Below are 23,965 nucleotides of genomic sequence, written 5' to 3' on the forward strand. Positions count from 1 at the left end.
GGAAATAATAATATGTTAAAATACGTTTTAGTTAGGATTGGCTGGATTTTTATAATTTTATACATCATTTTAAGTATGAACTTTATATTATTAAAACTAGCTCCATCCTATCCACCAGCAGATAAAGATCAAAGAGATATATATTATGCACGTCAAGTACTTGATGGCTATATGACCATGGACATAATTACAGATCAAGCGACGATCAATGAATATAAAGCTGGAAATTTTGATAGAAACTCAAAATATTACTACCAAATCGAAGATGATCAGGTAAATATTTATATACCTGTACCAATTTCAATTCAGTATTTCAAATGGTTAGAAAATGTTTTAACCAAATGGGACTGGGGAGTTTCTACAAGAATTGAAGTCAACGCGCCAGCCTTTGATGTATTAAAATCAAGAATACCTGTGACGCTAAGACTGAATTTTATTGCTTTATTTGTATATATACCGATTGGCTTCCTTTTTGGTATTGTTGCAGCATTAAAAAGCAATACTGCCATCGACAACATTATATCCTTCTTCGTAATGATATTTATTTCAGTGCCGAGTTTCGTCTTAATGATGCTTTTACTGTTGCTTTTTGGTTATGCACTTGGTTGGGTACCAACACAGTTTCCGGCATCAAATATCAATGATCTAGGGTTGCAAATTAGAGGATTAATTTTACCGGTACTGGGTTTATCATTTGGTTCTATTGCAGGTTTAACAAGACTTACAAGAGCCGAATTAAAAGAGGTTCTAACTTCAGAGTTTTTACTTTTAGCTAGAACAAAAGGATTAACAAAAAATCAATCAGTCATTCGTCATGGTATGAGAAACTCTATGGTTCCACTTGTACCGAGTATTATTGGTTCATTTGTTGGTTTATTAAGTGGTTCAGTAATTATTGAACAAATATATGGTATTCCAGGTACAGGTAGAATATTCATTCGTGCAATGGCAAGTGGAAACTATGATTATAACGTTTTACTTACAGTAACAGCGTTTTATACAATTATTAGTTTATTAGCTATTTTATTAGTGGACCTATCATATGGAATTGTTGACCCAAGAATTAGAATGGGGGCTAGAAAATAATGCAAAACAATAAAGATTCATTTAAGTTTATTGGTAAAGATAGACGCGTTTATGATCAACCGATTGAAGGTAAACCAATTGGATATTTTCAAGATGCAATGATACGTTTTAGAAAAAATAAAGCAAACGTAACAGCAGCAATTATTTTAGCTATTCTTGTTTTACTATCAATATTTGTACCTATTGTTACAAATAAAAACTATACAGTGATTGAAGAACAATTAACATACTTACCTCCAAGAATTCCTATTTTAGAAAAATTTGGTATTTTTAATGGTAATAGTAACGTTGTTTTAAAACCTGTGAATCTAGATACTATTGATCCTGAAACAAATTTAGGTATACCTGATGATTATGATATGAATTATATCGTTCCAGGTACACTAAAGAATTATTATGCACCATCACTAGATACAGGTCCTACTAGTTTAGGTGGAGAAGTTATCTTTAGAATGAGTGGTAATGCAACAAATTATACACTTCAAACACCAACTGTTTATCAATTTGAAAACGGTACTGAAGTGACAATTAATGTTGATGAGCTAGAAAACGCTGAAGGTGCTACTTTTAGATTATATATTATCTTAAGAAACCAAGTTCACTTAGTTGGTGAAATCACAGAAGTAGGTGAACATACATTTACTGTATCAGGTATTTTAGGTTCAGGGCGAGTAAACAGTGAATTATTTCTTGATATTCAATCAGAAAATAAAAACGCTGGAATAGTTGTATCTGAATTAAAAGCAATTAAAAATTCAGAAGAAATGTTTAATTTAAAAGCATATGATTTATTTAGTGGTTTTTCAATTGTTGCTGAAACAGGCGGCGGTGGTAATATATTAAGAATTAACAACGAAACTTTATATGCAGCATTTGAATATCGTGCATATGAGGCTTTATTCTCATCTAGAGTAATTACAATCGGTGGAAATGAATATAATGATTTACTAACAAAAAACCCTGACATGACTCCTCAAGCAGATCCGAATAATCCAGGACAATTAATTTTCCCTGAGGGTTATGTACTTAAACGTATGATTTCAACATCAAGTGTTGTAAACCCAGATACTCAAGAAGTATATTCAACTTATACTGTTGAAGTAGACTATGCTAAATATATGGGATATAGTAGCATACCATACTTCCTATTTGGAACAGATGCATCAGGTAAAGACCTTTTTGCATTAACATGGGTAGGACTTAGAACATCATTAATTATTGGTATCATCGTATCATTTATTAACATCACATTTGGTGTTGTTTATGGTGCAATATCTGGTTATTATGGTGGAAAAATTGACATTGTAATGGAAAGAATTACTGAAGTTGTAGGTAGAATTCCTTGGTTAGTAACATTAAGTATTGTAACAGCTCTAATTGGAACAAGTGTAATTTCATTGATCCTAATATTAATCATATCAGGATGGATTGGGGTAGCAAGCGTCACACGAACCCAGTTTTATCGATATAAAAATCGTGAATATGTATTAGCATCAAGAACAATGGGTGCGAGAGATGCCCGATTAATCTTTAGACATATATTACCTAATGGTGTTGGTACAATCATTACATCAAGTATATTAATGATACCTGGAGTAATATTTTCTGAGGCATCTATTTCATATTTAGGTTTTGGTATTGGTCATGGTTCGGTTATTGATTTCTTTGGATTAAAATTATCAGGTGTTTCACTTGGTGTATTATTATCTGATGGACAAACTGCACTTATGGACTTCCCACACTTAACTATCTATCCAGCAATTGTTGTATCTATCCTTATGATTACATTTAATATGTTTGGTAATGGATTAAGAGATGCATTTAATCCATCATTAAGAGGTGTAGAATAATGGCTAAAAAAGTAATGGAAGTCAAAGACTTAACAATTTCATTTAAAACCAATCAAGGTTTTGTTAGAGCCGTTAGAGGCATTAATTTTGATTTATTTGAAGGAGAAACACTAGCTATTGTTGGTGAATCAGGTTCAGGTAAGTCTGTTTCAACGAGAGCAATTATGGGTATTTTAGCTGGTAATGGTGTCATCGATAAAGGTCAAATCCTTTATGAAGGTGAAGACTTAACAACTATTGGCGAAGAAGATTTCCATAAATTACGTGGTAAAAAATTAGGTATGATTTTCCAAGATCCGATGTCTAGTTTAAACCCGATTATGAAAATAGGTCGTCAAATTACTGAGGCAATGTTACTAAATGGTCACCATTTAAAAAACATGAAAAAAGATTTAGTACATGCTGAAAGAGTTGCAATCTTAAACGTTAAAAAACAAGTCAAAAAAATACAAAAAAACTATGATGCTCAAAAATTAGAAATTAACAAAGAAATAAGTGAACTTAAAAAGGATAAAGAAACTGATAACACAGCAAAAATATCTTCTTTAAAAGAAAAACTAAGTACACTTAAAGTTAATAAAAATTCTGAAATCAAAGAAAACTTAAAACAAATCAAACCCTTAGTTAAAGCATATAAAGCTAAATCAAAAGAAGCTGATTTAGAAGTTAAAACATTTTGGAATAATGAAAAAGAAAAATCTAATAAAATTGTAGAAGATTTACTTTTAAAACTTGAAGGTTTAAATAAAGAAACTGAACAAGCAAAAATCTTAGATCTTAAAAATCAAATTAGTGATGAAAAAGAAAGACTAAGAAGAGTTAAAAGAGTAACTAAAAAAGAAGCTTTTGAACGTGCAATTAGAATTGTTAAAGAAGTTGGTATTGATAATCCTGAAAAGAGATTAAAACAATATCCATTCCAATTATCAGGTGGTATGCGTCAAAGAATCGTTATTGCCATTGCATTAACTGCTGACCCTGAAATACTAATTTGTGATGAGCCAACAACAGCACTTGACGTTACAATCCAAGCTCAAATCTTAGAGTTAATTAATAAAATTAAAAAAGAACGTAGTTTAACAGTCATATTTATTACACACGATTTAGGTGTTGTTGCAAATATTGCTGACCGTATTGCTGTAATGTATGCTGGTAAAATTGTTGAATATGGAACCAATGAAGAAGTGTTTTATAATCCAAAACATCCATATACATGGGCACTACTTTCATCAATGCCTGATTTAAACTCTAAAGAACGTTTAGTTGCTATTCCAGGAACACCTCCAGATATGTTATATCCACCTAAGGGTGATGCGTTTGCATATCGTAGTGAGTTTGCACTTGAAATCGACTTTGTTGAAGAACCACCGTTCTTTAAAATTTCTGATACACACTATGCAGCAAGCTGGTTACTACATGAAAATGCACCAAAAGTTGATAAACCTGAGGCAATTACTAATAGAATTAATGACTTTAAAAAGAGAATTCAACAGGAGGCTAAAAAATGAGTGATGTTATTTTAAAAGTAGATAATCTAAAACAACACTTCAAAATTGGTCCTAAAATGGTATTAAAAGCTGTTGATGGAATTTCTTTTGAAGTTAAAAAGGGTGAGGTTTTCTCACTAGTCGGTGAATCTGGTTGTGGTAAAACAACAACAGGTCGCTCACTGATTAATTTATATGAAATTACTGATGGAAATGTTTATTTTAAAGATCAACTCATTTCAGCAGGTAATCAATCAAACTTAGAAAAAATCAAATCATTAAAATCATTATATAAAAATGAAATTAATAAAATTAAAGAATCAGACGCATCAGAAAAGGAAGAAAAAATCGCTGCACTTAAATTAGAACGTAATGAAAAAATAAAAGCAATACGTGCTGAGATAAGATCTGGTCATAAATCAAATAATAACCGTGATAAAGACTTAATGAAAAAAATGCAAATGATCTTCCAAGATCCAATTGCATCGTTAAATCCTAGAATGACTGTTAAAGAAATCATTGCAGAAGGATTAAGAATAGACGGTGAAAAAGATAAAGACGTCATTACAAAAAAAGTAAATGATGCATTAAACCGTGTAGGTTTACTACCAGAACATGCAAACCGCTATCCACATGAATTTAGCGGTGGACAACGTCAAAGAATCGGTATTGCTCGTGCTTTAATTGTAGAACCAGATTTTATTATTGCTGACGAGCCAATTAGTGCTTTAGATATTTCTATTCAAGCTCAAGTCATTAACTTACTTAATGACTTAAGAGATGAATTAGGTATTACAATTTTATTTATTGCTCATGACCTATCCGTTGTTAAATACTTTAGTGATAGAGTTGCAGTTATGTATGCTGGTAAGATTGTTGAAATGGGTGATAAATCTGAGATTTTTGATAATCCATTACATCCATACACAAAATCATTATTATCAGCAATTCCAGTACCAGACCCACTATATGAAAAAACAAAAGGTAAACGTTTAGTTTATAATCCTGCAGTTCATGATTATAGTGTGGATAAGCCTAAAATGGTTCAAATAAAAGAAAATCATTTCATCTATGCGAATGAACAAGAATTAGAACAATATCGTAAGATGATTTAATCATATGTTAAATATTATTAAGAAAACACTTGTTATCTTTGCAATTTATTTAGCAGTAACATTTGGATTTCACTACCTATTTTATAAATTTAATTTTGCTTTAGAAAATTTATCTAATACATTCTTTTATGTAGGTATTGTTTCCTTCTTTGCTGGATTAATTGCAGTAACTAATGCACAAAATGTTTTTATCGGTTTTAGATATTTCATTGTTCAAAGGTTTCAAAAAAAAGATAACCCAGATCGCTTAAGCTATTCAGAATACAAAGATGAAAAAATTAATACAAAATTTACTTATGTAAGTGTTGTAATATTATTAGTCGGTTTAGCATATGTTATCACTTCTGTTATATTAGGGTTAATATGGTTATAGTTTATAAGTCCAGCAAATAAATGCTGGACTTTTTTTAATATAAAAAAGTCCACCTAAATAAAGGTGAACTTATAAATTATTTAATCATACTTTTAATCTCATCAATAGCATGATTATAATATCTATTAGGTGTATATGATTTGTTTTCTATGTAGTAAACTTGTTTTTCTTTTTCAAAATAAGATAGATTTATTGATACTATATTTTCATTTCCTTTTCTTATCCAAAATACTTTTTCAGTTTGACTCATAGCTATTTCATCTATTTGATTAAATGATTTAACATGGATAAAGACGCGTTGACGATATTTTTCTTTTTTCCTTAATTCGTCTTCTAAACTGTTAATTTGATTTACAATTAAAGGACTATCATAATTAATTTTAGGGTCATGAATCAATATAAGAAGAGATAATGTTTTTCCACTTTTATTTTTACCAGATAATTTATTTATACGATAGTAGTAAGATATATTTGTAAAATCTTTATAACGTTTAAACCCTTTTTGGGTGATATCGAAAATCCATTCTTTTGTAAGTAGTGGTTTCCCTATTGAATATGGCTCTATCTTGTTTTTTAATAACAAATAGTGCTGTTCCAAATATATTTCTTGACCCAGGCGATATTTAAAACTATTCATTAATAATAAACCAACAATTAAAACTAAAAATATGTATAATATTTGGTAATCACCAAAATCATTAATAAGTACTAATATTAATCCAACAACTGATAATAAAGCACTTAATAAGGTTAATATAAAGAATAACAGTTTCTTTTTTGAGGGTATTTTCAACTTTTTCACATCCTTTAATACATTATAACACTACAATATTAAGATAACTAGTCTATGTTGCAATACGTTTAGAAATTAAAGTAAATTGTTGTATAATAAAAAGGATGTTAAGCATAATTAGGAGGCAAAAAAATCATGTCAACATTATCAATTGTAGATCTTCATGTAGAAATTGAAGGTAAAGAAATCTTAAAAGGTGTGAACCTTGAAGTAAAAACAGGCGAAGTTCATGCGATCATGGGACCAAACGGTACAGGTAAATCGACACTGGCTTCTGCTTTAATGGGTCACCCAAAATATGAAGTTACAAAGGGAAGTGCAAGTTTGGATGATGCAAACTTACTTGATCTTGAAGTAGATGAACGTGCAAGAGAAGGCTTATTTTTAGCGATGCAATACCCACAAGAAGTAAGTGGTGTTACAAACTCTGATTTCATGCGTTCTGCACTTAAAGCAGTAACTGGTAAGGATGTACCTTTAATTAAGTTCATTATGGATTATGAACAAAATGCAACCGATTTAAAAATGAGAGAGGACTTACCACATAGATATTTAAACGAAGGTTTTTCAGGTGGAGAAAGAAAAAGAAATGAAATTCTTCAACTTAAAACATTAAAACCTAAAATAGCTATTTTAGATGAAATAGATTCAGGATTAGATATTGATGCATTACGTATTGTTGGTGAAAACGTTAATAATATGATTTCAGATGATTTTGGATGTATATTAATTACACACTACCAAAGAATTTTAGATTATATTAAACCAACCCACGTTCATATTATGATTGATGGAAAAATTGTATTAACTGGTGGTAGCGATTTAATTGAAAAAATTGATCAATCAGGTTATGAATGGGTAAAAGAAGAATTAGGCATTGATTTTGAAGTTGGTAAAGAATCATTATGAGCATCATTAATTTAAATAATAATGAGCTACTATCACTACCAGCTGGTGTAACATATAATGATGGTACACTCAAACTTTTAAAAAAACATTTATTTAATGATACATTAACAATACAATTAACAAATAGACAACTTACTAACCTAAAAGTAATTGTTGATCAAAGTGTCAATGCAAAAATTATTTTAGAACTAAAAGATGATAATTATGAAGATGTAATTTATGATATATTTTTAGAAACAAAAGAAAATAGTCAAGTTAAATTTTTATTATTAACAGAATTAAAATCAAAGCATGCAAAACTAAATTTTAAATCTTCTAGTTTAAATGATTCTAATATGGAATTTATTGCAGGATTTATTAGTAATGTAATGGATGCAAAACTTTACTTAGATTTAAATGGTAAAGGTGCAAACCTAAAGGTACGTACTATTGCTGTATCTAGTAAAGACCATGTACAATCACTTGATGTACATATGACGCATTATGCACCGTATACATCTGCTGAAATGACAAACATTGGTATTGCAGGAGAAAATGGTGTTATTAAAATCAATGGTGTTGGACAAATTGAACAAGGTATGAATGGTTCGGCAGCTTTCCAAACACTAAAAGGTATCATTACAAATGATAAAGCTCAAATCGATGTCAATCCAATATTAATTATTGATGAACACGATGTGACAGCAGGTCATGCTGCAACCGTTGGTAAAATGGAAGAAGAAGTTTTATTTTATTTAAGAAGCCGTGGAATTTCTTTAATGGATGCTCAAAGACTTATTATTAATGGATTACTACAACCAGTCATCGATGAAATAGATGATGAACAAATAAAAGAAAACGTAATAAAGATAATTAACGAAAGAATATAAGTATATGATTGATGTAAAAAGAATTAGAGAACAATTTCCGATATATAAAAAATATCCTAATCTTAGGTTTTTTGATTCTGGAGCATCCGCACTGGTTCATGAAAATGTAATCAAAAAAATGTCTGATTATATGTCATATAATGGAACCAACGTTCACCGTGGTGTTTATAGTCTTGCTTATGAAGCAACAAATTTATATGAAAATGCTAGAGGCGTTATTGCTAAATTTATAAATGCTAAAGAAAATCAAATTATATTCACAAAATCTACAACACATAGTTTAAATATGCTAGCAACAAGTTTTAAATCTATATTAGAACCTGGAGATGAAATCATCATCTCTGAATTAGAACATCATTCAAATTTATTACCATGGTTAAATATAGCAGATGAACTTAAATTAGTTGTTAGATTTATACCACTTGAGAACGGACTAATTACAATACCCAATTTTAAAAGTGTGTTAACTACAAAAACAAAATTAGTCGTTACACATCATATGTCAAATGTTATAGGTTATGTTACCCCTATTAAAGAAATGGTTAAATTAGCTAAATTATATGGAGCATACGTTATTTTAGATGCTGCTCAATCTATACTCCATATAAAAACAGATATTCAAGACTTAAATATTGATGCACTAGCATTTAGTGGCCATAAGTTATATGGACCAAATGGTGTTGGCATACTTTATTTAAATGATCATCTATCAGAGATTTTACCTCCTGCTGAATTTGGTGGTGAAATGGTTGATACTGTTAATTTAGATGGTTCTACTTGGAAAACTGTACCTTATAAATTTGAATCAGGTACACCCCCAATTGCTGAAGCCATTGGACTTGCAGAAGCTATTAATTTTATAAATGACGTGGGTATAGATAATATTCATGAACATGAACTAAATTTAAGAAATTATTGCATAAAAGCATTAGAAAATGAAAAGGGTATTACGATATTTAACAAAGCACATGATTCAACAATCATCTCATTTAATATTGATGGTATACACCCACATGACACAGCAAGTTTTTTAGATCAACAAGGCGTATGTGTGAGAGCAGGACATCATTGTAACCAATTAACAATGAGATATTTAAAACAAGATGCAACAGTTCGTGCATCAATTGCAATTTATAATTCAATAGAAGATTGTGATATATTAATTAACGCAATTAAAGAAACAAGAGACTTCTTTACAAGTCTTTAAGAAAGGAATTTACATGGACTTAAAAACTTTATACCGATCAGTTATTATGGATCATTATAAAAATCCTAAAAATAAAGGTTTAATCAATGATGAAAACTATCTGACCGTCCATTTAAATAATCCAACATGTGGAGATGACATAATTGTCCAACTACTTGTAAAAGATGAAAAGATTATAGATTTAAGACATCAGGGTAAAGGTTGCAGCATCTGTTGTGCAGCAGCATCTGTTGCCTCTGAATTATTAAAAAACAAAAGTATTGAAGAAGCCCTAAATCTAACTCAAAACTACTATGATCTATTAATGGGAAAAGAGTTATTAAATAAAAATATATTAGAAGATGCTTTAGCATTTGAAGGCGTTGGACAATTTCCAGCTAGAATTAAATGTGCAACACTTGCATTTAAAGCATATGAAAAAGGTTTAGATCCTTTGAAAGGAGATAATTAAAATGGATGATACAAAAAGTAAAATAGATAATATCGTAGGTGAGTATCAGTACGGCTTTAGAACAGATGCAACACCAATCATGGATACTGGAAAAGGTATTAATGAAGCGATTGTTAGACAAATATCAAAAATAAAAAATGAACCAGAATGGATGACGAATTATCGTTTAGAAAGTTATAAAAACTTCGTTGAGATTCCAAATCCAAATTGGGGACCAGATTTAAGTTTTATTGATTTCCAAGAGTTTACATACTTTATTAAATCGACTGATAAAGCCATGAATTCTTGGGATGACGTACCTGAAAAAATTAAAGAAACATTTGAACGTTTAGGTATTCCACAAGCAGAAAGAAACTACCTGGCAGGTGTTTCTACTCAGTTTGAATCAGAGGTTGTGTATCACAGTTCAAAAGAAGAGTTAGAAAAATTAGGTGTAATTTATGTGGATACTGATACCGCAGTTAAAAAATACCCTGAACTTGTTAAAGAATATTTTGGTACAGTTGTAAGTAATAAAGATAATAAATATGCTGCATTAAATGCTGCAGTATGGTCAGGTGGCTCATTTATTTATGTACCAAAAGGTGTAAGAGTTGAAAAACCTCTACAATCATACTTTAGAATTAACTCAGATCAAATGGGACAATTTGAACGTACTTTAATTATTGTAGATGAAGGTGCATATGTTAACTATGTTGAAGGATGTACCGCACCAATTTATCAAAAAGATTCACTTCATGTTGCAACTGTTGAAGTTATTGTAAAAAAAGATGCAACCTGCCGTTATACTACAATCCAAAACTGGTCGACAAATGTCATAAACTTAGTAACTAAACGTGCACATGTTTATGAAAATGGTCATATGGAATGGATTGATGGAAACATTGGCTCAAATGTTAATATGAAATACCCATCTTGTATATTATTAGGTGAACATGCAAAAGGTACAACAATTTCAATTGCGTTTGCAGGTAAAAACCAGTGGCAAGATGCAGGTGCACGTATGATACATGTGGCTCCAAATACAACATCTAATATTATTTCTAAATCAATTTCACGTGGTGGCGGAAAGGTTAACTACCGTGGGAAAGTATCCTTTGGTAAAAACGCTAAAGGTTCAAAATCAAATATTGAATGTGATACCATCATTTTAGATGGCCTATCTACATCAGATACTATCCCTATTAATGTGATTAAAAACTCAGATGTGTTTTTACAACATGAAGCAACCGTATCTAAAATATCTGAAGAACAATTATTTTATTTAATGAGTCGTGGTCTTTCTGAAGAGGAAGCTACAGAAATGATTGTTATGGGATTTATTGAACCATTTTCAAAAGAACTACCAATGGAATATGCAGTTGAATTAAATCAACTCATTAAACTTGAAATGGAAGGCTCAATCGGTTAATTTTAAACATATTAATCAAATATGAAATATAAAAAAAGACGAATATTCAACCTATAAGTGTTAAAAATGTTCGTCTTTTTTATAATAAAAATTTTAGTTACTAAGTGAAATTAAGAAATTTCTTCTTTCGTTTAAACGACTAATGATGTCGTTTATATATAATTTGATTAACTCTATTTCATGAGGTAAAAAAGTAATTATTAGTGGTTTAATAAGGTTAATTTCTGTTCTAACTTTAAAATGAATATACTCCCATAAACCAATATATTTATCATTTTTTAAAAATGACTTATTTAAAGAAATCTCCACATTAAAATCAAATAATAACTGCTCTGGATAATTTATTTTAGATTGACTATTTAGTTTTTCGTCATTTAATAATATATCACTTAAAATATCAATAATTCCTAAACTGCTAATAATATTTAGATGATTTTTAGCTAATTTGTCAGTAATTAAAAATAGAAAAGAAAACTTGGATTGAAGTTTGGCATAGGTTATAAGATTGTCATAACTTTTTAAACTAAATTGATCAAAATAATTAATTTTATAATCTAAAAAAACACCTAACCAAGAAATATTAATCTCTTTAAATAAAAGATGATATTTTTGAAGTTTTTTAAATAACTTTTGATCAGAAGTATATCCATTATGATATGCTAGTAAATATTTTTTGTAGGTATGTAGTGCCTCGATATTTGGAGCATCATCAATATATTTTAAATGTTGATATACAATTTGATATAAGTTTTTTAAATTTTTATCCTTAATTATATTAAATTCTTCTATTTGATGCATAATTGGAAAACCTCATATTTTTACTTTCAACATTCATTATAACATCATATAATGATTGAAAGGAGTGAGTGGTTTGATTTATTATATTAAAAATGAACAGGATGGCGCATATGTTTATCCAAATAGAAGAATATCAGGTTATAGTGCTCTAACAGTCATAAAAAAGTTATGTTTAAAACATCTAACAACCTTAGAAGGATATATAAAATCAGTTAAACCAATTATTGATGATAAATATAAAATACCTGTCGTGTTAAGTCATAAATATGCATTTTTTTCAACAAAATCAATGAGAGATTATGACTCGATTTGGATCAACTATATGGCGATAAAAGAAATCGTTTATTTAGATAAAAACATCCTATTTATATTTGATGAAAAATATCAACTAAGTATTAAATTATCCACAAAAAGTTATCAAAAGTTAGTAAGAATAATAATCATTATATTAAAATATAAGAAAAGTTTAGAATGAATACACTTTCACATGAAAACAATGGAAACACTATTTAGTTCATGGTATAATATGAAATGGTTAAACGATAATAAATAAGGAGACACAAAATGGCTAAAAAAACGATAAAAGATGTAAATTTACAAAATAAAAAAACACTTATAAGAGTTGACTTCAATGTGCCTTTGAACAAAGATGGTTCAATTTCTGATGATACAAGAATTACTGCTGCATTACCTACAATAGAATATGCAATCAGTAATGGTGCAAAATTAATTTTATTCTCCCACTTAGGACGTATTAAGACTGAGGCTGATAAAGCAACAAACTCACTAAGACCAGTTGCACAAAGATTATCAGAATTAATTAATAAACCAGTAACATTTATTCCTGAAACTAGAGGACAAGCTCTAGAAGATGCTGTAAACAAATTAAATGCTGGTGATGTATTAATGTTTGAAAACACTAGATTTGAAGACCTAGATGGTAATAAAGAATCTAAAAACAATCCAGAATTAGGTAAATACTGGGCTTCTTTAGGAGAAGTATTTGTTAATGATGCATTTGGTACTGCACATAGAGCACATGCATCAAATGTAGGTATTTCAAATAATATGGATGTTTCTGTTGCAGGTTTATTACTTGAAAAAGAAATTAACTTTATTGGTGGCGCACTAGAAAATCCTAAACGCCCATTTGTTGCAATCTTAGGTGGTGCTAAAGTATCTGATAAAATTGAAGTGATTAAAAACTTACTAAAAGTTGCTGATAAAGTATTAATAGGTGGCGGTATGGCATTTACTTTCTTAAAAGCTCAAGGCTTTGAAGTTGGTAAATCATTAGTTGAGTTAGATAAGGTTGATTTAGCTAAGGAATTATTAGAATTAGCAAATGGTAAAATTGAATTAGGATCTGATGTTGTTACAGGTAAAGCATTTGATGCAAATACTGAGACAAATGTTAGAACATTTGATGCAATTCCAGAAGATGAAATGGGACTTGATATTGGACCTAAAACAGTTGAAAGATTTAAAGAAATTATCGAATCAGCTAAAACAGTTGTATGGAATGGACCTCAAGGTGTATTTGAAATGGAAGCATTCGCAAACGGTACATTAGAGATTACAAAAGCATTAGCAAACCTAAACGGTAAAGCAATTACTATTGTTGGTGGTGGAGATTCTGCAGCTGCAGTAGCGAAATTTGGTCTTGAAGATAAATTCAGTCATATTTCTACAGGTGGCGGTGCATCACTAGAATACTTAGAAGGTAAAGTATTACCTGGAGTAGAATTGGTAGACGAAAAATAATGATTGACATCGGCAAGAAAATCAGAGCACTCAGACTTGGTAACAACCTGACTCAAGAAGAACTTGCTAATCGTTTAGAACTCACAAAGGGATATATTTCACAATTAGAAAACAACCTCACTTCTCCATCTATTCAGACACTCTTTGCATTACTTGAAGTATTAGGGGTTGAGACACACGAGTTTTTCTCTAAACCTGAAGGCGAAGATGCTAAAATTGTATTTACCAAAGAAGACTTTTATGAAAAAGAAAATCCGGATTTAGGTTCAACTATTTCTTGGATTGTTCCAAATGCATTAAAATATGAAATGGAACCAATTATTATAGAGATTATGCCGGGTGGCCAATCAACAATTGATGATTCACATCCAGGCGAAGAATTTGGTTATGTACTTGAGGGACAAGTTACCCTTGTATTAAATAAAACTAGACACATCGTAAAAAAAGGTGAAACCTTTTATTACATGGCTAATAAAGAACATTACTTACAAAACTTAGGAAATAGTGTTGCAAGGATACTTTGGATATCCACACCACCAATGTTTTAAATAAAGGAGAAGATAGATATGGAAAAAGAAATTATCATAGGTTCAACCGCTGGTTTACATGCAACCTTAGCGGCAAAAGTAGTTCAAACAGCATCTAAATATGCTGTAGATATTAAATTATATTACAAAGACAAGACTGTTGACTTAAAATCTATATTAGGATTAATGAGTTTAGCAGTACCTAAAGGAGAAAACGTTAAGATTGTAGCATCAGGACCTCATGCCGAAGAAGCAATCAAAGACATTTCTTCAATCTTAGGATAATATAAATGCATAAAAGAGTACCTGTAATTGCTGCAAACTGGAAAATGTTTAAAACTAAAGATGAGGCTTTAGAATTTATCTTTGCAGTCAATGGTCATATGCCATCAACAGATCAAGTTGAATCAATTATTTGTGCACCAGCAATTTTATTAAATCTATTAGTAAAACGTGAAGGAGAAAATTTACGTATTGCTGCACAAAATATGCACTATAAAGATGAAGGTGCCTTCACAGGTGAAAACTCACCTGCTCAAGTAAAAACTGCTGGCGCTGAATATATTTTAATTGGACACTCAGAACGTCGTAATATATTTAACGAAACTGATGAAGAAGTTAATTTAAAAATGCATGCTGCATTTAAATATGATTTAGCACCAATTTTATGTATTGGTGAAGAATTAGATGTTAGAGAATCTAATCAAACTAAACAAGTATTAGATAATCAACTTGAAATCGCATTTAAAAATGTGACTAAAGAACAAGCACTTAAAACAATTGTTGCTTATGAACCGGTTTGGGCAATTGGTACAGGTAAAACTGCAACCCCTCAAATGGCAAATGAAACAATTAAAGATGTTAGAAGTAAATTGGCTCATTTATATGGTAATGAAGTTGCAATGCAAATTCGTATACTTTATGGTGGTTCTGTTAAAACTGATAACATAGAAGCATTATTAGAAGAATCAGACATTGATGGTGCATTAATCGGTGGTGCTGCACTTGATCATAATAACTTCTTAAAATTTGTTGAAGCAGCTAAAAATAAATAAAATATATAAGTTTTTAATATAGAAGTCTAGACCATTAGGCTTCTTTTTTATACAAATATCAAAAAAAATATATTTTAAAATATATTTAATAACTTTTTAATTTTGTATAATGCAATCATTTTATGATGTACCTTGTTTGTTTTATTTTAGATGGTATAATGTGATTTGAAGGGTGGATGGTTAAAAATGTATATTGTTAAAAATGAACATGAAAACGTACAATTTAATAATAAGATCGAAGCAATCAAATATGCATTAACTAAAAATAATTCAAAAGTTTTTCACTTAGATGAACCTATATTTGATACCTCAATAGATACTAATAAAATATATTTTAATAACGAAGAATTTGTAATTGATACAAAGCATAAAAGATATAAAAATATACCAATTAAATATTATGACAAATTAAATAAAACAAATGACTTGGAGTACCACAGTGGTGCATATAATTATCTATATTCAAAACCAGGTTATGAGACAATAAGTGTGGATATATCGCTTGTAGAAGCAATTTATAAACCAAGTCAAAATTCAACAAAGTATCAAGGATATATATTAGTAAATCATCAATCAACAGATCAACTAGATGTAGGATTAAGTATATTTTATGAAAATGATGAAGTCTTTTTAAAACCATTTTACTATTATATGGGAGGTGGACATCCAAAAGATTTTTTTGTAGATAACATAATTATATCTAAGTTTAATAAGGTGGATCATAATACATTTAAAGGTTTTGATAAATTAACTATCGAATTGACAAAAAGAACTTCTGGTTGGTGTTTTAAGATTATTAATAAAAATACAAATCATATTTATTTAAAAATGCTAGACTATCCTAATGCCCATACATTAAAAGATATAAATAGATTTTTAATTGGCGTAAGTTTAGTACCAGTTAAAGACCTACTTTGGGATCCCTTATGTAAAGCAGAACTTTCAAATGTCATATTTGAAAATGTAGTAATGAATCATAAAGATGAACTATATCCTTTAAGCTCCACTATGGAAATAGGTTATAGTCAAGGACATCCTTTTGCCACGTATGAAATAATGCAAAAAGTATTTAAATTTACAACAAAATATATATAATAAAAGTAGTGCTTAAGGCACTATTTTTTATAGTAAATTTTATATAAAAACTACTTTTTAGGTAAATCTATGATTTTTCACTTATTTTAAAAATCTTATCGAGTCAAAATGCAAATGGGATTTTCAAATATACCCCCGGTGGTATAATGAAAATAATCAAATAAGGAGATTTCACACATGATAAAGAAAGCATTTGAATTACAAAAAACTAAAAAATACATTATACAAGGATCGATTTTTCTAACACTTTTTTTAGTAATTTATTTTTTAATTGATTATTTGAATATGTCTTATGTTGAAATGAGTCAAACATTTGGAACTTATTTAGTTGTTATTAATATTGTTTTAAATATTGTTATGGCACTATTAAGCACACTTATGATGAACTTATCCACAGCTATGGTTGAAATTAAAGGAAGAGAATCAAAAGCATCTAGCTTTGGATTTCTATCAATATTATTTGGAATACTCACATATGGCTGTACAGGATGTGTGATTGCATTCTTCTCATCAATTGGCATTGCATTTAGTGTGATTGCATTACCACTTGCAGGATTTCCTTATAAGATAATTTCACTGGCTTTAATTTTAATTGGATTGTTCTTTATACTTAGAGAAATAAAAGTTGGTGTATGTAAAATAAAACCACTAAAGGATTAGATAATATGTTTAATTTTAATATGAATATAAGTAATAATGATACTGTTTTTGATAAAAACACATTATATGATTTTTTAATTGTAGGTGGTGGACCAGCGGGGTTAAATGCCAGTATCTATGCCCATCGACTAGGTTTAGTAACGGGAATTGTTACTAATGATATTGGTGGTCAACTACTAAATACAACAGATGTTGATAACTATTTAGGCCTACCAAATTATACTGGTGAATCACTATCTCACTCATTTTTAGGACATGTTAAACAATTTAAAATTCCCATACTTGAAAAAGCATGGGTAAATTCAATTACCAAATTAGATAATAAATTTAGATTGACTCTAAATACAAATGAAGTAATTCATTCAAAAACTATTTTACTTGCAACAGGCGGACATCCTAAAAAATTAGGTATCAAGGGTGAAGAATTACTTTCATCTAAAGGTGTTTCTTATTGTGCAATCTGTGATGCACCATTTTTTAAAGATAAGGAAGTGGTTGTTGCAGGTGGTGGTAATAGTGCCCTTGAATCTGCGCTAGATCTAGCGGTGTGGGCAAAAAAAGTAACCATTATTCAAAGATCAAAATTTCGAGCAGATAAAGTATTAATTGATAAAATTAATAATAATCCTAAAATAAGTTATTTATTAGATACTCAAATACTTGAAATTCATGGGAAGTTAAAAGTAGAAAGTTTGACAATACTCGATAAAAAAACAAATGAAACTTCCAATTTTAAAACAGACGGATTATTTGTCTCCATCGGAACAACGCCAAATACACAATATGTAAAACATTTAGTTGCATTAAATGAACATAATGAAGTAATTGTAAATGCAAACCAAGAAACAAATATCGCTGGCATTTATGCAGCTGGTGATATGACAAATCAAATACATAAACAAATAATTATATCAGCAGCGGAAGGTGCAAAAGCTGCAATTTATGCAAATCATTACCTAAAGGTTAATAAATAAGGAGAAAAACAATGAATAAACTATTAAACCAAGATGTAGCAAATCAAATTAAAGAAGTACTAAAAATGATGGAAAATGATATTACAGTAATATTTTTTGGTACGAATAAAGCTTGTGAAATGTGTGAGCCGACAGCACAACTTCTAAATGAAGTCAAAGTATTAAACCCTAAAATCACATTGCTTGAAAGAACATTAGAAGACGATGCAGTAGAAGCATCTAAATATGGTGTAACCTATGCACCAACATTTGTAATTTTAGATCAAAATAAAAACTTTAAAAGATTTAGATTTAACGGCATACCTGCTGGACATGAAATTAATTCACTTATATCATCACTTATCGATAGTTCAACAACAAAACCATTCTTTGATCAAAAAGTAATGGATAGAATTGCAAAAATTGATAAAAATGTAAACATTAAAGTTTTTGTGACATTAGGGTGTCCACATTGTCCTGGTGCTGTTACAAATGCATTTAGGCTTGCAATGACAAATTCTAATATAGAAGCAGAAGCATATGAGGCTCAAACATTTTATGAATTATCAGAAAAGTATAATGTAAGCAGTGTGCCTAAAATCATTATTAATGATAAATATGAGTTTTTAGGTAATCAACCAATTGAAACATTCTTAAATGAAATTGATAAATTATAGAAATAAAAAAAGGACTTTTTAAAGTCCTTTTTCTTTTTAGGTTTTATCTATTGTAGAATTCAACGATTAATTGTTCATTGATATCAAATAAGAATTCGTTTCTTTCTGGTAGTCTTGAGAAAGTACCAACGCCATTAGCGTCTAATGCAACATAATCAACATGTGCAAATTGAGCTTCTAAAGCTTCTTTTACAATGCTTAAGTTTTTGCTTCTTTCTTTAAGAGCTATAGTTTGACCTGGATTTAATCTGTATGATGGAATATCAACTTTCTTACCATCAACTAAGATATGACCGTGGTTAACAAGTTGTCTTGCTTGAGCTCTTGTTCTTGCAAAACCTAAACGATAAACAACGTTATCTAATCTAGATTCTAAAAGTTTTAAGAAGTTCTCACCTTGCTTACCTTGCATTTTTGAAGCTTCAACGAAAGTTTTTTTGAATTGCTTTTCGCTTACTCCATATACAAAACGCACCTTTTGTTTTTCTTGTAACTGAATACCGTAGTCTGATAATTTGCTACGACGTTGTCCATGTTGTCCTGGTGCATAAGGTCTTTTCTTTAATTCCTTACCAGTTTCTGAAACTGAATATCCTAAGCGTCTAGACACTTTCCAAGTAGATCCTGTAAAACGTGACATATAGAATTTACCTCCTTTTATTATTTTTTGGGTAAACACACCTCAATATTTTTATATAATCCGCAAATTCCTTTTCACCTTCAAGCAGAAGAAGATTACTTAGTTCATCCATATAATGTAGGGATATTTATAAACGTATTTATGGCCTGCTTTTGACCGCTTACTTATTTTATATTAAAGGTGCATTAAAGTCAATATACTTTTCAATTAATGCCGCGAATTGTCGTAAAAATTGGACTAGTTTATCATCAAATCTATTTTCTATTGGACTATCAAAATCAAATATAGCATAAATTTCTTTACCATTTCTAATTGGTATAACAACCTCACTCATTGAGTTTGCATCACACATAATATGATTTTCAATTTCATGTACGTTTTTAACAACAATCACTTCATTATTTACATAGCTTGTTCCTACAACACCTTTACCGGGTAAAATCTTATTACAAGCCACTTTACCTTGGAATGGTCCAAGTGTTAATACACCGTTATTATATAAATAAAAACCAACCCAATTTAAATCATTAATATGATCGTTAATAAATGCTGTTGCATTACTTAATAATGATAAATTATTTGGTTCATCTTTTAATAAAGCATTTGCGCTTTCAATTAATATATCATAGTTCATTTAAGCAAATTTCCTTTCAAATAAATAGTTAATTAATTATATCATTATTTACCATACATCCAGTTTAGATGCTAAATTGTAGAATATAACCCTTAATTTCATGATGAATGAATGGTATAATAATAAATGGTGATAATTATGGAAAAAGCAATTTTAATTCGCTTTGGTGATTTAGTCTTAAAGGGTAGAAATAAACCTCTATTCATTACACAAATTAAAAGACTATTAAGAGAAAAATTAAGAGATTTAAATATTAAATACGAATATCAACATGATAGAATATTTATCCATTTTATGGAAAAAGATAAAGATTTGGTGATTAAACAATTAGGATATGTATCTGGGATACATTCTTTTTCATATATATATAAAACAACCAAAGATTTAGATGATATTGCAAAACTAGCAATTGAGGTTGTAAAAACGGAAGTTAAACTACCTACAACTTTTAAAATAGAAACAAAGCGTACAGATAAAAACTATCCGCTACAATCGCTTCAAATATCTCAGGAGGTAGCAAAACGTATTTTACCTGAGTTTGAAGGTATTAAAGTTGAGGTAAAAAAACCAGAAACGGTACTTAATATTGAAGTTAGACATGACGCATGTTATATCTATGTAGGTAAAATACCAGGTCTTGGTGGTTATCCAATTGGTTTAGGTGGTAAATCACTTGTGATGTTATCAGGAGGTATTGATTCACCTGTTGCAGCATATTTAATGATGAAACAAGGTATAGAAGTGGAATTATTTCATTTTGAATCCACTCCATTAACTCCTTTAGAGTCTGTTCAAAAGGTGATTGAAATATCTAAAAAGTTAGCTTATTTTATGCCTAAAACTAAAATAAAACTACACTTAGTTCCTTTTACTAAAATACATGAGGAAATATTAAGATCTGTTCAAGATTCACATTTAATAACTATTATGCGTCGCATGTTTTACAGACTTGCTGAAAAATATGCAAACTTAAATGGTTTAGATGCTTTAATTAATGGTGAATCTGTAGGACAGGTAGCAAGTCAAACACTTAGTAGTATTAAAGTTGTTGAAAATGTTACAAATATACCTATATTAAGGCCGGTAATTACAAACGATAAACAAGAAATCATTGAAATATCTAAAAAAATTGATACATACGATATATCAATTCTTCCATTTAATGATTGTTGTTCAGTTTACGTTCCAAGAAATCCTGTAACAAATCCTACAATTAAGCAATCATTAATTGAAGAAAGTAAATTTGAATTTAATGAAATGCTTGATGAAGCAATAAAAAATATTCAAACAATAATAATAGAACCAACAACTGATTTTGAAATAGCACTTTATGGTTTTGATGTAGAAAGTGCGCTAAAAAATTATACAGAAGGTAAATAATGATTGAATCTAAAGACAACAAAAAATTTAAAGAGTGGATGAAACTAAAATTAAAAAAACATCGTGATTTAACAAATCAGTTTTTAGTTTTTGGTAATACACTAGTTGATCTTGCATTAAAAAATGATTTAGTCATTGAAATTGTTACTTCAAACCCGGAAATTGATGGCACACAAATTCATCCAAAATTAATGAAGGAACTGAATTTAACTCAAACTCCTTATGATGTAATGGCAATTTGTAGAAAAAAGCAAAATCCAATATCATCTCAAAACATACTTGTTTTAGATGATATCCAAAATCCTGATAATTTAGGTGCTCTTTTAAGGAGTGCACTTGCTTTTGGGTTTAGGCATGTTGTTTTATCAGAAAAAAGTGCAGATCTTTATAATGATAAAACAATTCGTGCATCCAGTGGTGCTTTATTTGAATTATTTGTTGAACGAAAAAATATTGTTGACTTTATCTTAAGAAAAAAAGAAGATAACTATCAAGCATTTGGTGCTGATGCCCATGAATCAAACCTAAAACCTATAAAAGGAAACCCTTATATATTAGTACTAGGTAATGAAGGACATGGATTGTCAAATGAGGTTAGTCATATCTTAGATGGTAAAATAAAAATAGAAACCCAAAATGTAGAAAGCCTAAATGTTGCTGTTGCTGGATCCATATTAATGTATGAATGGAGTAGAAGATGAAACCTATTATTAGTAGTTTTGTTGATTATGATCATGCTTCAATAGATGAACAATTAAAAATCATTCATGATGCGTCCATTAATTATGCAATAATCAGAAGAATTGATGGTAAAAAGTTTTACCAACTTGATGATGATACACTTACACTACTAAAAGAAAAGTTTCAAGAAATACCTATTATTGCAGTTGACCCATTATTAGAATCATTTGATATGAAAAAAATAGAGGAAATTACATACTACAATAATCTACTAGAAAGTCTTGCTAAAAAGGTTTCTAACTTAAAAAGTAAATACTTTATATATACAATTCCTAAATTTGATGAAACGATTAAACCATATAACAAGGTTATTGAAACTGTTAAGAAACATCTTTCAATTATAAAGAAAGAAAAACTTAAAGTCTTAATTAAATTTGATGATAATCATACACCTAAAATGTACCGATATATTTTAGATAATGTTCCTAACAAAAATGTTGAAATCATTTTTGATTATGTGTATTTATATAAACTAAAAGAAGCTGAAGTTACAGCCTATAGAATTTTACGACATAAAATTGGTATGGTAATTATGGATGATATCGATCGAATGCTTAGTGGTAGAATACTTGGAAGTGGCGATGATATTGATGTTAAAGGCATTGCTAAACGTTTAATAAAAATGAAATATGATGGTTATATTGTTTTGGATTCAAGCATTATTGAATTAGTGCATAAACCTAAAGGACAATCATGGTTTAATAAACTAGTAAGCAAAAATAAAAAACATGAATATAAAATATATGAAGATTATATTCAAAGATATCAAAACACAGATACTTATTTTATGATACGTATTCAATTGGCAGTATTATATTTAATGTTTTATAATAAAAAAATATCAATTATGTAAAAAAAAAGGCCATAAAGCCTTTTTGATTAATCTTCTTCTGATTCATCCATCTCAAATAATGGAAATGCATTTGGTAGTTGTGGATAAAGTTTTGATGTAAACATTACACCATTTAGGTGATCAAACTCATGTTGAAAAACTATTGCAGGATACCCTTCTAATGTAATTTCTAAAGGTTTTGCAGAATTAGTTTCTAAATCTAAGTGATAACCTTTAACTTTAATTGCATAATATCTTGGTGTTAAACCCGAAGTTTCTCTATCAACAGATAAACATCCTTCACCACCTGGTAAATAAGTTTCTTCCTTAGATGAAGCAGTAATTTCTGGATTAATCATAATATATGAAAAAAGTTTCCCATCAAAGTCTTGAACATGCATAGCAAACATACGTTTTAATACATTGATTTGCGGTGCAGCAAGTCCAACACTTGGTCGCAGTTTATATTTTTGGACCAATTCATCATTTTGACTATTTATAACATACTCAAGTAAATCTTTTCCTAGTTTAATATCACCTTCAGAAAGTGGAAGTAAGCAAGGATTTGATGGAGTTGTTAAAGTGGGATGGCCCTCTCTTATAATGTGTTGCATGCGTATCATAAATAAAATTCACCTCTTTAAATAATTATATCATA

At 29.3% G+C, this 23,965-nt stretch carries 27 protein-coding genes; 22 read left to right on the top strand and 5 right to left on the bottom strand.

Features of this window, described 5'->3' with window-relative positions; genetic code table 11:
* The first annotated feature begins 12 nt into the window (after positions 1 to 12).
* Genes G324_RS0105665 through G324_RS0105685 form a run of 5 tightly spaced genes read left to right on the top strand, consistent with a single transcriptional unit; the run spans position 13 to position 5,911 of the window.
* Positions 13 to 1,086 (top strand): ABC transporter permease, encoded by a 1,074-nt coding sequence (locus G324_RS0105665; protein ID WP_025725421.1) that lies wholly within the window; start codon positions 13 to 15, stop codon positions 1,084 to 1,086.
* Positions 1,086 to 2,936, top strand: coding sequence for an ABC transporter permease (locus G324_RS07735; protein ID WP_025725422.1), 1,851 nt, complete (start codon positions 1,086 to 1,088; stop codon positions 2,934 to 2,936). Before G324_RS0105665 ends, G324_RS07735 begins: the two co-directional genes overlap by 1 nt.
* 14 nt (positions 2,937 to 2,950) lie before the next feature.
* Complete coding sequence (locus tag G324_RS07890) at positions 2,951 to 4,444, top strand: oligopeptide/dipeptide ABC transporter ATP-binding protein (protein ID WP_245587895.1); 1,494 nt, start codon at positions 2,951 to 2,953, stop codon at positions 4,442 to 4,444.
* Positions 4,441 to 5,538 carry an ABC transporter ATP-binding protein gene (locus G324_RS0105680; protein ID WP_025725424.1) on the top strand — a complete coding sequence of 366 codons (1,098 nt, stop codon included), beginning with the start codon at positions 4,441 to 4,443 and terminating at the stop codon, positions 5,536 to 5,538. Before G324_RS07890 ends, G324_RS0105680 begins: the two co-directional genes overlap by 4 nt.
* 4 nt (positions 5,539 to 5,542) lie before the next feature.
* Complete coding sequence (locus G324_RS0105685; RefSeq protein WP_025725425.1) at positions 5,543 to 5,911, top strand: DUF3899 domain-containing protein; 369 nt, start codon at positions 5,543 to 5,545, stop codon at positions 5,909 to 5,911.
* A gap of 76 nt (positions 5,912 to 5,987) precedes the next feature.
* On the opposite strand, the gene G324_RS0105690 is transcribed toward G324_RS0105685, so the two are convergent.
* Positions 5,988 to 6,704: a hypothetical protein gene (locus tag G324_RS0105690; RefSeq protein ID WP_025725426.1), complete on the bottom strand. Its 717-nt coding sequence runs from the start codon at positions 6,702 to 6,704 to the stop codon at positions 5,988 to 5,990.
* A gap of 135 nt (positions 6,705 to 6,839) precedes the next feature.
* Between G324_RS0105690 and sufC the strand changes: the two genes are divergently transcribed.
* Genes sufC through sufB form a run of 5 tightly spaced genes read left to right on the top strand, consistent with a single transcriptional unit; the run spans position 6,840 to position 11,551 of the window.
* On the top strand, positions 6,840 to 7,613 hold the full coding sequence (gene sufC, locus G324_RS0105695; RefSeq protein WP_162146944.1) for a Fe-S cluster assembly ATPase SufC: 774 nt from the start codon (positions 6,840 to 6,842) through the stop codon (positions 7,611 to 7,613).
* Entirely contained in the window at positions 7,610 to 8,482 is an 873-nt protein-coding gene (locus G324_RS0105700) for a SufD family Fe-S cluster assembly protein (protein WP_025725428.1), read from the top strand. Before sufC ends, G324_RS0105700 begins: the two co-directional genes overlap by 4 nt.
* A gap of 4 nt (positions 8,483 to 8,486) precedes the next feature.
* Positions 8,487 to 9,689 carry an aminotransferase class V-fold PLP-dependent enzyme gene (locus G324_RS0105705; protein WP_035357546.1) on the top strand — a complete coding sequence of 401 codons (1,203 nt, stop codon included), beginning with the start codon at positions 8,487 to 8,489 and terminating at the stop codon, positions 9,687 to 9,689.
* 13 nt (positions 9,690 to 9,702) lie between these two features.
* Positions 9,703 to 10,140, top strand: coding sequence for a Fe-S cluster assembly sulfur transfer protein SufU (sufU, locus tag G324_RS0105710; protein ID WP_025725430.1), 438 nt, complete (start codon positions 9,703 to 9,705; stop codon positions 10,138 to 10,140).
* 1 nt (position 10,141) lies between these two features.
* The gene (gene sufB, locus G324_RS0105715) at positions 10,142 to 11,551 is read left to right on the top strand and encodes a Fe-S cluster assembly protein SufB (protein ID WP_025725431.1); all 1,410 of its coding nucleotides are present in this window, start codon (positions 10,142 to 10,144) and stop codon (positions 11,549 to 11,551) included.
* A 93-nt stretch (positions 11,552 to 11,644) separates the two neighbouring features.
* Here sufB and G324_RS0105720 read toward each other — a convergent pair whose 3' ends face one another.
* Complete coding sequence (locus tag G324_RS0105720) at positions 11,645 to 12,349, bottom strand: hypothetical protein (protein ID WP_025725432.1); 705 nt, start codon at positions 12,347 to 12,349, stop codon at positions 11,645 to 11,647.
* Between the two features lie 73 nt (positions 12,350 to 12,422).
* Between G324_RS0105720 and G324_RS0105725 the strand changes: the two genes are divergently transcribed.
* From G324_RS0105725 to pdo, 9 genes are all read left to right on the top strand, one after another.
* Entirely contained in the window at positions 12,423 to 12,824 is a 402-nt protein-coding gene (locus G324_RS0105725) for a competence protein ComK (RefSeq protein WP_162146945.1), read from the top strand.
* An 89-nt stretch (positions 12,825 to 12,913) separates the two neighbouring features.
* Positions 12,914 to 14,113, top strand: coding sequence for a phosphoglycerate kinase (locus tag G324_RS0105730; protein WP_025725434.1), 1,200 nt, complete (start codon positions 12,914 to 12,916; stop codon positions 14,111 to 14,113).
* Entirely contained in the window at positions 14,113 to 14,661 is a 549-nt protein-coding gene (locus tag G324_RS0105735; RefSeq protein ID WP_084027171.1) for a helix-turn-helix domain-containing protein, read from the top strand. The genes G324_RS0105730 and G324_RS0105735 overlap by 1 nt, the downstream gene beginning before the upstream one ends.
* Before the next feature lie 18 nt (positions 14,662 to 14,679).
* Positions 14,680 to 14,925: an HPr family phosphocarrier protein gene (locus G324_RS0105740; protein ID WP_025725436.1), complete on the top strand. Its 246-nt coding sequence runs from the start codon at positions 14,680 to 14,682 to the stop codon at positions 14,923 to 14,925.
* Positions 14,926 to 14,930: 5 nt separating this feature from the next.
* The gene (tpiA, locus tag G324_RS0105745; protein WP_025725437.1) at positions 14,931 to 15,695 is read left to right on the top strand and encodes a triose-phosphate isomerase; all 765 of its coding nucleotides are present in this window, start codon (positions 14,931 to 14,933) and stop codon (positions 15,693 to 15,695) included.
* 186 nt (positions 15,696 to 15,881) lie between these two features.
* Entirely contained in the window at positions 15,882 to 16,790 is a 909-nt protein-coding gene (locus G324_RS0105750; RefSeq protein ID WP_025725438.1) for a hypothetical protein, read from the top strand.
* Between the two features lie 177 nt (positions 16,791 to 16,967).
* Positions 16,968 to 17,450 carry a hypothetical protein gene (locus G324_RS0105755; RefSeq protein ID WP_025725439.1) on the top strand — a complete coding sequence of 161 codons (483 nt, stop codon included), beginning with the start codon at positions 16,968 to 16,970 and terminating at the stop codon, positions 17,448 to 17,450.
* Between the two features lie 5 nt (positions 17,451 to 17,455).
* Positions 17,456 to 18,424 (top strand): NAD(P)/FAD-dependent oxidoreductase, encoded by a 969-nt coding sequence (locus G324_RS0105760; RefSeq protein ID WP_051457540.1) that lies wholly within the window; start codon positions 17,456 to 17,458, stop codon positions 18,422 to 18,424.
* Between the two features lie 11 nt (positions 18,425 to 18,435).
* On the top strand, positions 18,436 to 19,080 hold the full coding sequence (gene pdo / locus G324_RS0105765) for a protein disulfide oxidoreductase (RefSeq protein ID WP_025725441.1): 645 nt from the start codon (positions 18,436 to 18,438) through the stop codon (positions 19,078 to 19,080).
* Between the two features lie 43 nt (positions 19,081 to 19,123).
* Here pdo and rpsD read toward each other — a convergent pair whose 3' ends face one another.
* Entirely contained in the window at positions 19,124 to 19,720 is a 597-nt protein-coding gene (rpsD, locus tag G324_RS0105770) for a 30S ribosomal protein S4 (RefSeq protein ID WP_025725442.1), read from the bottom strand.
* 169 nt (positions 19,721 to 19,889) lie between these two features.
* The gene (locus G324_RS0105775; RefSeq protein WP_025725443.1) at positions 19,890 to 20,354 is read right to left on the bottom strand and encodes a GAF domain-containing protein; all 465 of its coding nucleotides are present in this window, start codon (positions 20,352 to 20,354) and stop codon (positions 19,890 to 19,892) included.
* A gap of 138 nt (positions 20,355 to 20,492) precedes the next feature.
* On the opposite strand from G324_RS0105775, the gene thiI reads away from it, so the two are divergent.
* Genes thiI through G324_RS0105790 form a run of 3 tightly spaced genes read left to right on the top strand, consistent with a single transcriptional unit; the run spans position 20,493 to position 23,328 of the window.
* Entirely contained in the window at positions 20,493 to 21,734 is a 1,242-nt protein-coding gene (thiI, locus tag G324_RS0105780; RefSeq protein ID WP_162146946.1) for a tRNA uracil 4-sulfurtransferase ThiI, read from the top strand.
* The gene (locus G324_RS0105785) at positions 21,734 to 22,435 is read left to right on the top strand and encodes a TrmH family RNA methyltransferase (RefSeq protein ID WP_162146947.1); all 702 of its coding nucleotides are present in this window, start codon (positions 21,734 to 21,736) and stop codon (positions 22,433 to 22,435) included. The genes thiI and G324_RS0105785 overlap by 1 nt, the downstream gene beginning before the upstream one ends.
* On the top strand, positions 22,432 to 23,328 hold the full coding sequence (locus tag G324_RS0105790) for a TIM barrel protein (protein ID WP_025725446.1): 897 nt from the start codon (positions 22,432 to 22,434) through the stop codon (positions 23,326 to 23,328). The genes G324_RS0105785 and G324_RS0105790 overlap by 4 nt, the downstream gene beginning before the upstream one ends.
* Positions 23,329 to 23,354: 26 nt before the next feature.
* Here G324_RS0105790 and def read toward each other — a convergent pair whose 3' ends face one another.
* On the bottom strand, positions 23,355 to 23,930 hold the full coding sequence (gene def, locus G324_RS0105795) for a peptide deformylase (protein ID WP_025725447.1): 576 nt from the start codon (positions 23,928 to 23,930) through the stop codon (positions 23,355 to 23,357).
* Positions 23,931 to 23,965 lie beyond the last annotated feature (35 nt).

Origin of the sequence: Acholeplasma granularum ATCC 19168 (assembly GCF_000526235.1) — a bacterium.
Taxonomy (GTDB): domain Bacteria; phylum Bacillota_I; class Bacilli_A; order Acholeplasmatales; family Acholeplasmataceae; genus Acholeplasma; species Acholeplasma granularum.

Coding starts and splice junctions, on each gene's coding strand:
- G324_RS0105685 (WP_025725425.1), top strand. CDS start 5,543: ATGTTAAATATTATTAAGAAAACACTTGTTATCTTTGCAATTTATTTA.
- G324_RS0105790 (WP_025725446.1), top strand. CDS start 22,432: ATGAAACCTATTATTAGTAGTTTTGTTGATTATGATCATGCTTCAATA.
- G324_RS0105730 (WP_025725434.1), top strand. CDS start 12,914: ATGGCTAAAAAAACGATAAAAGATGTAAATTTACAAAATAAAAAAACA.
- G324_RS0105775 (WP_025725443.1), bottom strand. CDS start 20,354: ATGAACTATGATATATTAATTGAAAGCGCAAATGCTTTATTAAAAGAT.
- G324_RS0105740 (WP_025725436.1), top strand. CDS start 14,680: ATGGAAAAAGAAATTATCATAGGTTCAACCGCTGGTTTACATGCAACC.
- G324_RS0105665 (WP_025725421.1), top strand. CDS start 13: ATGTTAAAATACGTTTTAGTTAGGATTGGCTGGATTTTTATAATTTTA.
- pdo (WP_025725441.1), top strand. CDS start 18,436: ATGAATAAACTATTAAACCAAGATGTAGCAAATCAAATTAAAGAAGTA.
- G324_RS0105760 (WP_051457540.1), top strand. CDS start 17,456: ATGTTTAATTTTAATATGAATATAAGTAATAATGATACTGTTTTTGAT.
- sufB (WP_025725431.1), top strand. CDS start 10,142: ATGGATGATACAAAAAGTAAAATAGATAATATCGTAGGTGAGTATCAG.
- sufC (WP_162146944.1), top strand. CDS start 6,840: ATGTCAACATTATCAATTGTAGATCTTCATGTAGAAATTGAAGGTAAA.
- G324_RS0105700 (WP_025725428.1), top strand. CDS start 7,610: ATGAGCATCATTAATTTAAATAATAATGAGCTACTATCACTACCAGCT.
- G324_RS07890 (WP_245587895.1), top strand. CDS start 2,951: ATGGAAGTCAAAGACTTAACAATTTCATTTAAAACCAATCAAGGTTTT.
- G324_RS0105680 (WP_025725424.1), top strand. CDS start 4,441: ATGAGTGATGTTATTTTAAAAGTAGATAATCTAAAACAACACTTCAAA.
- def (WP_025725447.1), bottom strand. CDS start 23,930: ATGATACGCATGCAACACATTATAAGAGAGGGCCATCCCACTTTAACA.
- tpiA (WP_025725437.1), top strand. CDS start 14,931: ATGCATAAAAGAGTACCTGTAATTGCTGCAAACTGGAAAATGTTTAAA.
- G324_RS0105750 (WP_025725438.1), top strand. CDS start 15,882: ATGTATATTGTTAAAAATGAACATGAAAACGTACAATTTAATAATAAG.
- rpsD (WP_025725442.1), bottom strand. CDS start 19,720: ATGTCACGTTTTACAGGATCTACTTGGAAAGTGTCTAGACGCTTAGGA.
- thiI (WP_162146946.1), top strand. CDS start 20,493: ATGGAAAAAGCAATTTTAATTCGCTTTGGTGATTTAGTCTTAAAGGGT.
- G324_RS0105720 (WP_025725432.1), bottom strand. CDS start 12,349: ATGCATCAAATAGAAGAATTTAATATAATTAAGGATAAAAATTTAAAA.
- G324_RS07735 (WP_025725422.1), top strand. CDS start 1,086: ATGCAAAACAATAAAGATTCATTTAAGTTTATTGGTAAAGATAGACGC.
- G324_RS0105705 (WP_035357546.1), top strand. CDS start 8,487: ATGATTGATGTAAAAAGAATTAGAGAACAATTTCCGATATATAAAAAA.
- G324_RS0105735 (WP_084027171.1), top strand. CDS start 14,113: ATGATTGACATCGGCAAGAAAATCAGAGCACTCAGACTTGGTAACAAC.
- G324_RS0105755 (WP_025725439.1), top strand. CDS start 16,968: ATGATAAAGAAAGCATTTGAATTACAAAAAACTAAAAAATACATTATA.
- G324_RS0105785 (WP_162146947.1), top strand. CDS start 21,734: ATGATTGAATCTAAAGACAACAAAAAATTTAAAGAGTGGATGAAACTA.
- sufU (WP_025725430.1), top strand. CDS start 9,703: ATGGACTTAAAAACTTTATACCGATCAGTTATTATGGATCATTATAAA.